Origin of the sequence: Bradyrhizobium manausense, from assembly GCF_001440035.1 — a bacterium.
In the GTDB taxonomy this organism is placed as follows: Bacteria; Pseudomonadota; Alphaproteobacteria; order Rhizobiales; family Xanthobacteraceae; genus Bradyrhizobium; species Bradyrhizobium manausense.
Map to the genome: position 1 here is coordinate 65,802 of NZ_LJYG01000002.1, position 13,637 is coordinate 79,438.

At 62.3% G+C, this 13,637-nt stretch carries 13 protein-coding genes and 1 pseudogene; 3 read left to right on the plus strand and 11 right to left on the minus strand.

Annotated features, from left to right (window positions below):
- The 10 genes and pseudogenes from AOQ71_RS46810 to AOQ71_RS00345 form a co-directional block, all read right to left on the minus strand.
- Positions 1-995: GMC family oxidoreductase N-terminal domain-containing protein (locus tag AOQ71_RS46810; RefSeq protein WP_245316582.1), on the minus strand; the 995-nt coding region annotated here is incomplete at its 3' end.
- A gap of 27 nt (positions 996-1,022) precedes the next feature.
- Positions 1,023-2,135 (minus strand): ABC transporter ATP-binding protein, encoded by a 1,113-nt coding sequence (locus tag AOQ71_RS00310; protein WP_057740415.1) that lies wholly within the window; start codon positions 2,133-2,135, stop codon positions 1,023-1,025.
- A gap of 4 nt (positions 2,136-2,139) precedes the next feature.
- The gene (locus AOQ71_RS00315) at positions 2,140-3,087 is read right to left on the minus strand and encodes a carbohydrate ABC transporter permease (RefSeq protein ID WP_057740420.1); all 948 of its coding nucleotides are present in this window, start codon (positions 3,085-3,087) and stop codon (positions 2,140-2,142) included.
- Positions 3,084-4,040 carry a carbohydrate ABC transporter permease gene (locus AOQ71_RS00320; protein ID WP_057740531.1) on the minus strand — a complete coding sequence of 319 codons (957 nt, stop codon included), beginning with the start codon at positions 4,038-4,040 and terminating at the stop codon, positions 3,084-3,086. The genes AOQ71_RS00315 and AOQ71_RS00320 overlap by 4 nt, the downstream gene beginning before the upstream one ends.
- 132 nt (positions 4,041-4,172) lie before the next feature.
- On the minus strand, positions 4,173-4,858 hold a 686-nt coding region (locus AOQ71_RS46815), incomplete at its 5' end, for an ABC transporter substrate-binding protein (RefSeq protein ID WP_245316583.1).
- A 1-nt stretch (position 4,859) separates the two neighbouring features.
- Positions 4,860-5,439, minus strand: a pseudogene (locus AOQ71_RS46820) (ABC transporter substrate-binding protein); the annotation flags it as partial.
- A 147-nt stretch (positions 5,440-5,586) separates the two neighbouring features.
- Positions 5,587-6,360, minus strand: coding sequence for an enoyl-CoA hydratase/isomerase family protein (locus AOQ71_RS00330; RefSeq protein WP_057740425.1), 774 nt, complete (start codon positions 6,358-6,360; stop codon positions 5,587-5,589).
- Positions 6,357-7,946: an acyl CoA:acetate/3-ketoacid CoA transferase gene (locus AOQ71_RS00335; protein WP_057740429.1), complete on the minus strand. Its 1,590-nt coding sequence runs from the start codon at positions 7,944-7,946 to the stop codon at positions 6,357-6,359. The genes AOQ71_RS00330 and AOQ71_RS00335 overlap by 4 nt, the downstream gene beginning before the upstream one ends.
- A gap of 7 nt (positions 7,947-7,953) precedes the next feature.
- On the minus strand, positions 7,954-8,949 hold the full coding sequence (locus AOQ71_RS00340; protein ID WP_283809554.1) for a Gfo/Idh/MocA family protein: 996 nt from the start codon (positions 8,947-8,949) through the stop codon (positions 7,954-7,956).
- A gap of 5 nt (positions 8,950-8,954) precedes the next feature.
- The gene (locus AOQ71_RS00345) at positions 8,955-10,001 is read right to left on the minus strand and encodes a LacI family DNA-binding transcriptional regulator (RefSeq protein WP_057740431.1); all 1,047 of its coding nucleotides are present in this window, start codon (positions 9,999-10,001) and stop codon (positions 8,955-8,957) included.
- Positions 10,002-10,181: 180 nt separating this feature from the next.
- Between AOQ71_RS00345 and AOQ71_RS00350 the strand changes: the two genes are divergently transcribed.
- On the plus strand, positions 10,182-10,955 hold the full coding sequence (locus AOQ71_RS00350) for a 3-ketoacyl-ACP reductase (RefSeq protein ID WP_057740433.1): 774 nt from the start codon (positions 10,182-10,184) through the stop codon (positions 10,953-10,955).
- A 161-nt stretch (positions 10,956-11,116) separates the two neighbouring features.
- Positions 11,117-12,292, plus strand: coding sequence for a dihydrodipicolinate synthase family protein (locus tag AOQ71_RS00355; protein WP_057740436.1), 1,176 nt, complete (start codon positions 11,117-11,119; stop codon positions 12,290-12,292).
- Positions 12,293-12,473: 181 nt separating this feature from the next.
- On the opposite strand, the gene AOQ71_RS45835 is transcribed toward AOQ71_RS00355, so the two are convergent.
- On the minus strand, positions 12,474-12,779 hold the full coding sequence (locus AOQ71_RS45835) for a hypothetical protein (protein ID WP_162268287.1): 306 nt from the start codon (positions 12,777-12,779) through the stop codon (positions 12,474-12,476).
- On the opposite strand from AOQ71_RS45835, the gene AOQ71_RS00360 reads away from it, so the two are divergent.
- Complete coding sequence (locus AOQ71_RS00360) at positions 12,684-13,292, plus strand: DUF2865 domain-containing protein (RefSeq protein ID WP_162268294.1); 609 nt, start codon at positions 12,684-12,686, stop codon at positions 13,290-13,292. The two genes, AOQ71_RS45835 and AOQ71_RS00360, sit on opposite strands and share 96 nt — an antisense overlap.
- Positions 13,293-13,637 lie beyond the last annotated feature (345 nt).

Genomic DNA, 13,637 nt, shown 5'->3' on the forward strand with positions numbered 1-13,637 from the left:
GGGCCGCCGCGCCCATCATCGAGATAGTAATCGTTGATGCCGATCGTCTTCTGGTAGACCGAGTCGTTCACGACGCGCGGGTCGATCGCCAGCACGGCCGAGGAATTGTGGTTCATGAAATAACGGCCGACCGCATCGGAGCGGTTCGCGATGCCGGCCTGTGACGAGCGCAGAAGCAGCGCGGCCGAATTGACGGCGCCCGCCGCCAGCACGATGATCCCAGCACAGATCATCCTCCGCTCGCCGGCTTGGATGACCTCGACGCCGGCGATTCGTTTGCCGTCCGGCTCGGCGACGAGCCGCTCGACCTGCGCCTCCTCGCGCAACTCGACATTGTCGTGGGCGAGCGCACAAGCCAGCCCACAGGACTCCGCATCCATCTTGCCGTGTCCCGCGTCGGGGAATGCATCCCAGGGAGTCTTGGCGCGTTTGAGCCATGTCTCGATGTCGATGCCGAGCGGCAACGAAAACGGGTTGAGCCCGATCTTCTTCAGGCGCTGTCGCACCACGGCGATCGCCGGCTCATCCGGCACCGGACCGAACGGATAAGGCGCGGAGTGAAAAGGTTCGGAGGAATCATCCCCGAGCGCGCCGCGCACGTTATAGAGCTGCTCCGCGCGGCTATACCACGGCTCCAGCTCGCCATAGCTGAACGGCCAGCCCGGCGTCGTTCCATCCCGGTGCGCGATAGGAGCGAAGTCTTCCGCGCGATAGCGGATCAGCACCGCCCCGTAGAGCTTGGTATTGCCGCCGACGTAATAGTAATTGCCGGGATTGAAGGCCTGCCCAGCCCCATCGAGCCAGGACTCCTGCGGCCGGAACACCCCGCGCTGAAAGATCGCCCTCGCGTCTCGCGCAGCCTCGCAGTCGCGCAGACGCTGGCCGCGCTCGAGGATCACGATCTTTGCGCCCGTCGGCGCCAGACCTGCGGCAAAGGTCGCACCGCCCATTCCCGATCCGATGACGAGGACATCGGCTGTCTCCGTGGTCTTCATGCAGGTCTCGCAGCGCTCGTTCGCCAGTCAGATACGGCGCGTCGTGGTTGGGTCGAACAGCACCGCCTTGTCGAGATTGAACGCGAAAGTGTGCGGCTGTCCGAGCCGGACGTCAGCATCGGCACGCATGCGGGCGGTCACCTCCTTGCCAGCGACCCGGACCACGACGTAGGTGTCCGATCCGGCAGGCTCGATGACTTCCACGTTGGCATCGAACCTGACAACCGATTTGGCGTTACGGTCCATGCTTTCGTCATCGTTCACGGCCTCGGGGCGAATGCCGAAGATCACCCTGGCACCGTCCTTGAGCCCGGCAGCATCGGCACTCGCGGGCACGGGCAGCATGATCGATGACCCATCCTTGCGCGCGAGCGCGATCCGCCGCTGGCCGTCCGCTTGCATGACCGCGCCTTCGAGCAGGTTCATCGCCGGCGATCCCATGAAGTCCGCGACGAACATGTTGGCGGGACGATTATAGATTTCGCTCGGGCTTCCCACTTGCTGCAGTTCGCCATTCTTGAGCACTGCGATCTTGGTCGCCAGCGTCATGGCCTCGATCTGATCGTGCGTGACATAAACGATCGTCGTGCCGGTCGTCTGATGCAGACGCTTGATCTCGACCCGCATGTCGACGCGGAGCTTGGCATCGAGGTTCGACAACGGCTCGTCGAACAGGAAGACACTGGGCCGCCTGACGAGCGCCCGTCCCATCGCGACCCGCTGTCGCTGTCCGCCGGAGAGCTGGCTCGGTCGGCGCGATAGGAGATGTTCGATCTGCAACGTCCTCGCGACAGAAGCGACCGCCTGGTCGCGCTCCGCTCGAGGAACACCACGCATCTCCATGCCGAACCCGATGTTCTCGGCCACCGACATGTTCGGGTAGAGCGCATAGGACTGGAACACCATCGCGATGTCCCGTTTTGATGGGTGCAGGTCGTTGACAACAGCACCGCCGATGCGGATCTCACCCGAAGAGATCCCCTCCAGGCCCGCAATGGTGTTGAGCAGGGTCGACTTTCCGCAGCCGGACGGGCCGACCAGAACCAGAAAGCCTCCCTTCTCGAGCGATATGTCGATCCCCTTCAGAACCTCGATCGTCCCGAAGCGCTTGCGAAGTGAGTTGATCTCGAGCGTGGCCATCTCTTCATCCCTTTACGGCGCCAGCCATCAGGCCGCGGACAAAATATCGACCGGCAATGACATAGACGAGCAGCGTCGGTGCGGCGGCGATGATCGCGGCCGCCATGTTGACGTTGTATTCGACCACCCCCGTCGAGGTGTTGACGAGATTGTTCAGCGCGACCGTCATCGGCGCGGTGTCGCCGGCCGCAAAGGTCGAGCCGAACAGGAAGTCGTTCCAGATGTTCGTGAACTGATAGATCACGGTGACGATGATGATCGGCGTGGAGTTCGGCAGCAGGATCCGGCGAAAGATCTGGAAGAAGCTTGCACCGTCGATCATGGCGGCCTTGACCAGCTCGGACGGAAACGCCGCGTAATAGTTGCGGAAGAACAGGGTGGTGAATCCCAGCCCATAGATGACGTGCACGATCACCAAATTGACCGTCGCGTTGCCGAGACCGAACGACCAGCCGGTCAAGTCGGCGAGGCCGACTCCGATGCGGCCCAGCGCGCCGAGGATCACGGCCATCGGGATGATGACCGACTGGAACGGGATGAAGCAGGCAAACAGCATCATCCCGAACACAAGCTTGTGGCCGGAAAAGCTCCACTTGGTCAGGACGTAGCCGTTCAATGCGCCGAGCAGGGTCGAGATCAGGACGGCCGGCACGACCATCTTCACCGAGTTGAAGAAATAGCCGCTGATCCCGCGCGTGTCCGACACCCCGATGCGGGCCTCGCCCCACGCCATCGACCAGGGCGCGAAAGTCAGGTGCCGCGGGAGCGCGAACATGTTGCCGCCGGTGACCTCGTCCAGCGGCTTGAGTGACGTCATCACCATGACCAGAAGCGGCACGAGATAGACGAGCGCAAACAGAAACAGCAGGCCATAGATGACGATGCGGGTCGTCCGCGAATGGCCGGGACCGCGGCGCGACGGCGTTGACGTGACCAGATCGGCGGCGCTCATCGGTTCTGCTCCCTGGTTTCCGAATAGATGTAGGGAACCATGATCGCCGCGATCGTCATCAGCATGATCACCGCGCTGGCCGATCCGATCGCCATCTGGTTGCGGGTGAACGTATAGGAGTACATGAAGGTTGACGGCAGCTCCGCGGCGCCGCCGGGGTTCTTGCCGGTCACCGACAGCACGAGGTCGTAGGACTTTATCGCCATGTGGGCCAGCACGATCAGGGCCGAGAAGAAAACGGGACGTATCATCGGAATGACGATGCGGCGATAAGTCTGGTAGGTCGAGGCACCGTCGATCTGCGCAGCCTTGAGGATTTCGCCGTCGACACCGCGCAGGCCCGCAAGAAACATCGCCATGACGAAGCCCGAGCTCTGCCAGATCCCAGCGATCGCGACGCAATAGATCATCATCTTGGGATCGACGACCCAGTCGAAATGGAAGCTGGTCCATCCCCAGTCGTGCAAGGCGTTCTCGAGCCCGATGCGCGGATCTAGGAACAGCTTCCAGGCCGTGCCGGTGACGATGAACGACAGCGCCAGCGGATAGAGATAGATCGGCCGCAAAATGCCTTCGCCGCGAATCTTCTGATCGAGCAGGATCGCCAGCAGCAGGCCGAGGAACAGGCAGAAGAAGATGTAGAGGCCGCCGAACAGACCCATGTTGACGAGCGCGGTGTACCAGTTCGATGGCGGGTCGGTCTCGAAGGTCCAGTTCCACAGCCTCAAATAGTTGGTGAAGCCGATCAGGTTCGTGGTCGGAAACGCCTTCGAGCTCGTGAACGACAGGAACAGGGTCCAGAGATTGAAGCCGTAGACGAAGACCAGCACGAGCAGGAACGACGGCGCCAGCACAAGCCGCGGCAACCAGTCCTGAAACCAGCCGCGTAGAGACGGGCCGGGCTGACGCTTGGTCATCGCGGTTGCTGCCTCGCGTTCGGTCATCGCGGTCATGATGATCCTCCGAAAGCCACGCCCCTCGCCGCGATGAGCCATAGACAGCGACGCAGGCCTAGCGATGACTTCGATCTCGACAGCCCCTCCCGGTTGCAGATCAGCGCAAACGGGAGAGGAGCCGCCGAACCACTACTTTGCGGCGTTGATCGCCTTCACGAGTTCAGTCACGGCAATGTCCGACGTCTTGATTCCGCCGTGCATGAACTTCGTCACGACATCGTAGTAGGCCGTGGCGATGGCCGGCGGCTGGGCGTAGTTCTGGGCGAGCGAGCCGAAGAACGTACCCTTTGCGTTGGCCGCCTTGACGTCCGCGATGCCCTTCTTGCCGCAGACGTCAAAGGCAGCGTCGGAAACGTCCGTTCTCGCCGGGACGGAGCCCTTAATGACGTTGAACGCCGACTGGACGTCGGGATTCATCGTCACCTGCGCGAGCGCAAGTTGCGCGGCCTGGCGATCCGCCGGGACCTTGAAGAATGCGAACATGTCGGAGTTGTAGAAGACGGAGCCGTCGGTGCCCGGGAAGCGGTAGCAGAGGTAGTCCTTTCCCGCCTCTTTGTGCGCTGCCGCGAACTCACCCTTAGCCCAGTCGCCCATCACCTGCACGAGCGCGTCGCCCTTGATCACCATGGCCGTAGCGAGATTCCAATCGCGTCCGGTGTAGTTCGGGTCGACGTAGTCTCGCAGCTTGGCCAGGTTGTCGAACGCCTTCTTCATCGTATCGGACTTGAGCGCGCCTTCGTCGAGGTCTACGAACGCCTTCTTGTAGAAATCGGTGCCACCGGTCGAGGCGACGATCGAATCGAACATCGTCGCCTNCCTGCCAGGGTTGGCCGCCGAGTGCGAGCGGAATGACGCCTGCCTTCTTTGCCTTGTCGAGCAGCGCGACAAACTCATCGAAGCTCTTCGGCTCCGTACCGCCGATCTTCTCCATCACGGCCTTATTCAGCCAGATCCAGTTGACGGAATGGATGTTGATCGGAACGGCACCCCATTTGCCATTGGTCTTGGCAAACTTCTGCAGTGCAGCCGGCACGACCTTGTCCCAGCCGTCCTTGTCCGCAAGCGACGAAATATCGGCGAGCGAGCCCTGTTCGGCGTATTCGAGCGCGTAGTAGCCGAGGATTTGTGACGCCGTCGGCGGGTTGCCCGCGGCGACATTGGCCTTCAGCGTGGTCATTGCCGCGCCACCGCCGCCGCCGGCGACCGGCACGTCCTTCCAGGCATATCCCTGCTTGGCCACGGCCTGCTTGATGACGTCGAGCGCAGCCGCCTCGCCGCCTGACGTCCACCAATGCAGCATCTGCACTTCCTTGACATCCGCCGCGTGCGCCAGCGTCCCATAGCTGATGGTGACGGCAGTCAAGGCCGTCGAGATCAGAAATGCGCGGAACTTCATACGCGTGTCCCTTCCCTTTTTGGTCGTTTCCTGCCGGAAGCGGTCCGGCACCGTTTCGAGAGGCCTGTTCGGCTCTTGAATCTCTTTATCGTTGTCGTCTCCGGTTGCCGCCGCCACCAGAAGCGGCCCGCCTTCAAAGCTCCTTTCCTAGTGTCCAACAAAACGAGCGGCACGCTTGCCCCTGAAGGCGGCAATGCCCTCGGCGAGATCATCGGTGGTGGCGGTGAACGCGCCGGCAAGCCCTTCAATAGGGGCGTCCCTGTCCTCCCCTTCGGCCGCATTGATCATGGCCTTGACGATCTGCACGGCGAGCGGGCCGCGCGCAGCAACATCAGACGCCAGACTCTCGGCACGTTTCAGCGCCTGACCACCGTCGGTCACTTCGTCGACCAGGCCGAGCTCGCAGCCTTCTTCGGCCGTGAACAGACAACCCGTGAGCGCCATGCGCCGCACGACGGAGGCACCGAAGCGGCGAACCAGGCGCTGCGTTCCCGACCAGCCCGGCGCCATGCCCAGTCCCGTCTCCGGAAGCCCCAGCTTGATGCCGCGCTCGGCGATGCGCACGTCCGCCACCGCGGCGAGTTCCAGTCCGCCGCCGAAGGCGTGGCCGGTGAGCGCTGCAATGAGCGGCACGCGCAGGCGGGCCAGCGCCTCGAACGCGCGATGACCCGCGCGCGTCCAATCGCGCCACATGTCGAGCGCCGGCAGGCCGCCCCAACCCGCGATATCACCGCCGGCGCAAAACGCCTTGCCTTCGCCGAACAGGATCGCCACGCGGGTCTCGCGCGAGGCCTCGATGGCCCGCGCCGCCTCGCCGAGCGCCTCGACCATGTCGCGATCAAGCGCATTGAGCTTGTCGGGGCGCTTGAGGCCGAGGCGGGCGATCGATCCCTGGAAGGTCAATTCGACAAATGGGCTCAAGCTGCCCTCCGCAATTCAAGGCCAATCGGTTCGGGATGGAACAGCGCGGCCGGCATCAACTTCAGATTGCCGTTAACTCGCAGATCGAACTCTGATTGTGCAAGCACATCGCGCTGCAAGTCAACACCGGGCGCGATCTCGACGACGGTGACGCCCTCTGGCTCGAGCCTTAGGACGCACCGTTCGGTGACGTAGACAATCTCCTGCCCCTGCGCGACCGCCCGCCTGCCCGAGAAGGACACTTGCTCGACCTCGTTGACGAGCTTCCTGACCTTGCCTTCCCTGGCAATCCGCAATGAGCCGTCCGCGATCTCGAGCCCTGCGCCCGCGGTGAAATAACCCGAGAACACGATGCGCTTGGCTCGCGCCGTGATGTCGACAAAGCCGCCAGCCCCGGCCGTCACATGGGGACGGAGGCCGAGCTTCGAAACGTTGACCGAACCCGAGCGATCGATCTGCAGAAACGAGAGCAGCGACATGTCGAAACCGCCGCCCTGGAAATAAGTGAATTGATGTGGCGACTGGACGATGGCCTCGGCATTGGACGCACAGCCGAACTGGAAATCGAGCAGCGGAATGCCGCCGATGGCGCCCTGCTCGATCACCCAAGTGACCGCGCCGTGCCGGCCTTCCTCGATCAGAATACGCGGGACGTTGGCCGAAATGCCGAACCCGATGTTGACCGCGTCGCCCTCGCGCAGCTCCATCGCGACGCGGCGTGCGATGGCTTTGCCGACGTCGAATTTCGGCGTCTCGAACGAGGCGATCGGCCGAAATATCTCGCCGGAAATCGCGGGCTCATAGGGCGTGTTCGTGGTCTGCAGTTGGTCCGGGGCCACGACGATGACGTCGACGAGTACCCCTGGCACGACGACGTCGTGAGGACGCAAGGTGCCGGCAGCCGCGAGGCGCTTGACCTGGGCGATCACGAGACCGCCATTGTTGCGCACGCTCAGCGCCTGATCGAGCGGCCCGAGAATGCCGCCCTCGTGCTCATAGGAGAGGTTGCCGCGCTCGTCCGCAGTGGTGGCGCGAATGATCGCTACCTGCGGAACGATGCTCGGGAAGAACAGCCAATCCTCGCCGGCGAAGTTCACACGACTGACGATCGGTTCGGCGACGGCCTTGGCGTTCATCGCGCAGCCCTCGCGCGTCGGGTCGACGAAGGTGTCCATACCGACCTTGGTCAGAACGCCCGGGCGCTTCGCTGCGGCTTCACGATGCATGTCGAAAAGGATTCCCGACGGCACGTTGTAGGCGGGAATGGTGTTCCCCGAGATCATCTCCCAGATCGCAGGGGGAGCCGCTGAGGAAGGGCCGGACGGATAAGAGCCGGCCAGGACCCTCCTGAGGCATCCAGGCTTTGCGACGTGATCGATGCCTTTGACGCCCCACATGTCACCGGCAGCGATCGGATGCAGCGTCGTCAGGTTGCGCGGGCGGCCTTCGGCATCAAATCTTGCGCCGATCGCGGCGAGCACCGCGTCCGGGCAGCCCAGCCCTGACGACGAAGAGACCGTCACCACGGCGCCATCGGGGATTAGACGGGCCGCCTCCGAAGCGCTCAAGACCTTCGTTCGTGCCATATCCGCCTCAGATCGTCAGATCGATGGAAGTCTCGCGTCCCGTTCGTGCTGCCTCGCGCGTCGACAACGCGACGCTCAAGGACTTGATACCATCCTCGCCCGTAGCCGACGGCGCGCCACGACCAGCAACAGCGTCGCCGAACAGGCGTACCGCCCGCAGATAGAGATTCTCGTGCGCGATCGTGAGCTGCCTCTCGCCGTCTTTGGTGCGCAGCAGGACTTCGCCTTTGGGCTGCTGGGTCATGCAGTCTGTCCCGATCAGCGATCCCTCTTCGCCGTGGACCTCGAAGCCGGTCACCGCGTATCTGGTCGTGAAGGCGTCGTGGAACTGAGCAATCAGCCCGCTTTCGAAGCGCACCACCCCCATGACGCCGTCTTCGAGTCCCGCCCGTCCCAAACCACCCCGCGACGTCATCGCCGTCACGGCGACAGGATTGTCGTCGAGCACGAAACGCATGGTATCGGCATCATGAACGGTAATGTCGAGCACGACGCCGCCGCCCGCTCCCGGCCTCTCAATCCGCCAGCCCTGCAGGTGCGGCGGAAGATAGACCGCATGAAACACGCGGGCGAACAGAGGCTTGCCGATGTGGCCCGCCTTGATCGCGGCATGAATTGCGCGATGGGTGGCCGCGTTGCGCAGATGATGGTTTGTCCCCATCTGGACGCCCGCCGCCTTGCAGGCCGCGACCATTCGCCTTGCGTCCGCCAAGCTCAACGCGAGCGGCTTCTCGCACAGCACGTGCTTCCCGGCCGCGGCTGCGGCCAGCGTTTGCGAACAATGATGCTCATTTGTTGTCGAGATGTAGACCGCATCGATACCGCTTCCGAGCAACGCGTCGAGGCTGGTTGTTGCTGTCGCGATCCCGTTCTCGCTGGCAAATCGCTGCCCGCGCTCCGGATCGCTGCTCATCACAGCCACCACCTCGCCGCCAGCTCCGCGGATGGCCTCGATCATCCACTCGCGCGCAATCGTACTTGCACCGATCAATCCCCAACGCAGGTCACTCAAGATGCAATCCTCCGTTTGAAATCCGCCCCACAACTCTCCCGAACGACCAACCGCGCTTCGCCCACATAACTCTCGAGACGACGCTCGCCCTCGTTGATCTGCCTCAGCAGCATCTGCGCGGCGCGCTCTCCGAGACTGCCAGCATCAACCGACACAGTGGTCAGAGCGGGAGAGACATGACGGGCCTCGGCGGTATCATCGAAACCGACGACGGCAACATCGCGCCCGACGGTCAGCCCCTGTCGTGCGATCGCCAACATCGCGCCGATGGCCACGACGTCGTTGAAGCAAACCACCGCTGTTGGTCGCCTGTCCAAAGACAGCAAACGCTTCATGGCGTCGAAGCCGCCATCCTTCGTTGGCATGCTCTCAATGGTCCGCGCGGGCTCGACGGCAAGTCGCGCCTTCTCCATCGCGCCGGCAAACCCTGCAACACGGTCCTGGAAAACGACCATCCGGCCGACGCCGCCGACGAAAGCAATATCGCGATGGCCGAGCTCGATCAGATGCTCGGTCGCTCGCGCTGCACCGGCCAGATTGTCGGAAACCACCAGTGACGCCCGGGTTCCGATGATCCGCCGGATCGCAAGCACGATGGGTAGACGCGCCTCGAGCCGTGAGATTTCCGCCACGTCAGTGTCGAGCGCCGGACAGAGGATCAGGCCGGCGGCGCCATGCTCCCGCATTGAGCGCACCACCTCAGCCTGCCGGACGACGCTTTCAGCGGTATTGGCGATGAACGGAACAAAGCCGGAGTTTTGCAGGGCGCGCTCGATGCCAATGGCAAGCTCTGCGAAAAACGGGTTCGACAGGTCATTAATGACCATTCCAACGATGTCGGCCCTTGCGCGCCGCAAGCTCGCGGCACCGCGGTTGTAGACATAGCCGAGAGCGTCCATGGCCCCTGCCACGCGCTGGCGCGTCTCCTCTTTGACGAGAGGACTTCTCTTGAGCACAAGCGACACCGTCGACTTCGACACGCCCGCCGACTTGGCAATGTCGAGGATCGTCACCGCACGACTCTTGCGCCCCTCACGCGCCATGCCCTTCGCGAGCCTCCCGAAATTTGGAACGTTCCAATACTCCTATTCTCGACATTGCGCAAGGGCTATAAAATCGGTGAATCCGGAATTCAAAGCTCGAATCTCCGAATTTAGTATTATAGAACGTTCCAAATTGGCGACGATGCTCGCTTCGGCTCGAGCGCGTGGAAGGGAACCGGTATGGACAATCAGCCACGACCTAGCGCTTTGGTGACGGGAGCAGGGCGCGGTATTGGGCGCGCCATCGCGCTGGCGCTATCAAGAGCCGGCTTCACTATCATTGCGAATGACCTACCCGGCTCGGAAGGTCTCGTCGAGACGGTGGCAGCCATCCGCGAAACAGGCAGGGAAGCAAAGCCTGTCGCGTTGGATATTTCTCAGATCGAGCAGCACCCTCAATTCGTGCATGAAGCCTGGAATGCCTTTGGCGGTATCGACTGCCTCGTCAACAATGCTGGTGTGTCCGTGAGCGTCCGCGATGATCTCTTGAAGATGACGCCGGAGAGCTATGACCGCGTCATGAATATCAACCTGCGTGGCCCGTTCTTTCTAACTCAGGAGATCGCACGGCGAATGATCGAAGCGAATTCATCGTCATTCCGCAGCATCATCACCGTCTCGTCGATCAATGCGGAGTTCGCGTCGATCGACCGCGGAGAGTACTGCATCTCCAAAACGGGGCTTTCCATGATGGCCCAGCTCTTCGCGATCCGACTCGCCGAGCATGGCATCGGATCGTACGAGATTCGGCCCGGAATTATACGCACCCAGATGACTGCGGTCGCAAGAGAGAAATATGATCGCCTCATCGCCGAAGGACTGACCCCGATCAAGCGCTGGGGTGAGCCCGACGACATCGGAAGGGCAGCGGCCATGTTGGCGAGCGGCCAGCTTGGTTATTCGACCGGCGAAGTCGTTCGCGTCGATGGCGGCCTTGCACTCAGGAGCCTGTGATGGCCGAGCCCCGGTGCCCTCTCCCGGCCGGTGAATATTGGTTCGAGGATCTCGCCGCTCCCGCATTCCGAGTCAGGAAGCAGGATGGACCGGTCGTGCAGGAAGGCGGAACGACCCTGCTCGCCCGCTGCAGAACATTTGGACGATGGAGGTAGCGCAAAATGACTGTCATTCGACTGCCAGGTGATAACGGCCGCTTCGAAGAATTCGCGATGCCCGCGCCCGCATCATGGCGAACGGCCAAACCGAGCCAGCCTCTGGGGCGCGTCGCCCTCTCTGCGGGACATGTCGTTTCCGACCCGTGGGCCGACATCTCTCCGATGCGCGATATCGCCATCGATTTCGAAGCCACCCAGCGCTTCCGAGATTACCTCTGGGATCTCGGGTTGGGCGTTGCCGAGGCGATGGACACGGCACAGCGCGGCATGGGCCTCGATTGGCCGTCCGCACAGATATTGATCCGAAACACGGTCGAAAGCGCCAAGAGGCGACCTGGGGCCATCGTCTTCTCTGGCGTCGGCACGGATCACATCGATCCTGTAGGAGCGGATCTCAATGCGGTGCTGAGGGCCTATTCGGATCAACTCTCATTCGTTCAGGGCGTTGGCGGCCGCGTGATCATCATGGCCAGCCGGGCCTTGGTACGCGCAGCACGCGGGCCCGCCGACTATGTGGAAGTCTACAGGCGAATGCTCGCCGAAGCGGACCGGCCCGTGATCCTACACTGGCTCGGCGACATGTTCGATCCGGCGCTCGCCGGCTATTGGGGGCATCACGACGTTGCCGCGGCAATGGAGGTCTGCCTTGGAATAATCGCGGACAACGTCAAGAAGGTTGACGGCATCAAGATCTCGCTTCTCAACGCGGAGCACGAGATTGCCATGCGCAGACAACTGCCTCCTGGGGTCAAAATGTATACTGGCGATGACTTCAATTATCCCGAGCTCATTGCTGGAGACGATCAGGGGTACAGCCATGCCTTGCTGGGCATCTTCGACGCGATCGCGCCGATCGCGTCCGCTGCCCTGCTCGCGCTAAGAAACGAGGATGGAGCGGCCGGCACCAAGGCTTTCCGTGAGATCATTGATCCAACCGTTACGCTCTCGCGCGAGCTGTTTCGGGCGCCGACCCAATACTACAAAACAGGCATCGTGTTCCTAGCCTATCTGAACGGCCACCAGGATCACTTCACGATGCTCGGAGCTCAGCAAGGAGCCCGCTCCATCCTGCACCTTTGTCGTGTCTTCCGGCTTGCCGCTTCGGTCGGGTTGCTTGCGGATCCGGACCGTGCGGCCGATCGCATGCGGACGATCTTGACCTTCCACGGGATGAAATGACGTCGGACCTTGGCGATCGGCCCGTCCGTCGCATCCGGCGAGGCCCACTCATCTTGTCTGCGATCAGATGCGCATGTAGTGTACACACCACAATGCGGAAGCGACGTCGATGCGTCGGGCTCCTCGGCGACAACCTTGAACGTTGATCGCGGCGAGCAGCACGAGATCGAGACGGCAGATTTTAAGAAACGCAACCGAAATGTGGCGCTTGCCGTACCCGCTCGCCTAGTTCTTTCCCCTTCTTCGCCCCGTTTAGAGCGCGTTTCTCATCCATCTTTTGGTGCTCAAGCGTCGGGTGGAGCAAGGATTGCGTGTCGAATTGTCCTTTCAGAGCAAGCTGCGCTGCACTCTTGTTGCCGCCATCGTTGCCCCGGTGGCACTGACGCCCGAAATGAGTTCGGCCGAAGGCTTGCTTGATTTCGTTTTCGGCGGCAGCCAGAAGCAACAGCACCAGTTCTTCGGCAATCTTTTCAACAATAATCCGCAATCATCGTCGCCTCGGCCGGCAGTCGCAAGCGCGGGACCTGCCTTCTGCGTGCGCAGTTGCGACGGCAAGTATTTTCCGCTGATGCGCGGTGCTGCCTCACCGGCGCAGATGTGCCAAGCCTTCTGTCCGGCAAGCCCGACCAAGGTTTTTGTCGGGGCCAGCATCGACAGCGCCTATGCCGCAACCGGCGAACGCTACGCCGATAGCGAAAACGCCTTTGCCTATCGGAAGGCACTGCGGGCCGATTGTACCTGCAACGGCCACGATCCCGGCGGCCTAGCGTCAGTCGATCTCGCGATGGACGGCTCCTTGCGCACAGGGGACGTGCTCGCCACCGCCGATGGACTCGTCGCCTATTCCGGCATACGGGTCGGCAACGACCAGACCCCGGACTTCACGCCGGTAGCATCTTTCCCGGGCCTGACACCGGAGGTCCGCGCCCGGTTGAACGATATGAAAGTCGCGCCGGCGCGATCCGACATGGTGGCAGATAAGGCGGAACGTCCGAGGTGACTCGCACGCCGCATCTGGCGGCCCCCCTCGCAGAGGGAAACATTTGCTCCCGAGCGGCCCGAGTTCCGAAAGTTGCCAAGCGGCCCTCCATTCACCATCGCGTGGCCATGCTTTGATCAAAACTACATTAAGTGTTTGGCGGGGTCTGGCGGTCGGGGTCTGGCGGTCGTCGACGCAGTCGATGCGACCGCCCCGCGACAATTGTGGACATGCTCTTGTAGTGGCGCCCCTCAGCGCGGCATCGCTGATCAAAAAAAAATGGCCTACAGCTATTCAGCTGCCCCAGCCCATTTGCCCTTGCTGCAGTGCCGGTCGATACGGCGATCTTGAGACACTCAATCATAC

Coding starts and splice junctions, on each gene's coding strand:
- AOQ71_RS00350 (WP_057740433.1), top strand. CDS start 10,182: ATGGACAATCAGCCACGACCTAGCGCTTTGGTGACGGGAGCAGGGCGC.
- AOQ71_RS00320 (WP_057740531.1), bottom strand. CDS start 4,040: ATGACCGCGATGACCGAACGCGAGGCAGCAACCGCGATGACCAAGCGT.
- AOQ71_RS00315 (WP_057740420.1), bottom strand. CDS start 3,087: ATGAGCGCCGCCGATCTGGTCACGTCAACGCCGTCGCGCCGCGGTCCC.
- AOQ71_RS00345 (WP_057740431.1), bottom strand. CDS start 10,001: ATGGCGCGTGAGGGGCGCAAGAGTCGTGCGGTGACGATCCTCGACATT.
- AOQ71_RS00310 (WP_057740415.1), bottom strand. CDS start 2,135: ATGGCCACGCTCGAGATCAACTCACTTCGCAAGCGCTTCGGGACGATC.
- AOQ71_RS00355 (WP_057740436.1), top strand. CDS start 11,117: ATGACTGTCATTCGACTGCCAGGTGATAACGGCCGCTTCGAAGAATTC.
- AOQ71_RS00335 (WP_057740429.1), bottom strand. CDS start 7,946: ATGGCACGAACGAAGGTCTTGAGCGCTTCGGAGGCGGCCCGTCTAATC.
- AOQ71_RS00360 (WP_162268294.1), top strand. CDS start 12,684: ATGAGTTCGGCCGAAGGCTTGCTTGATTTCGTTTTCGGCGGCAGCCAG.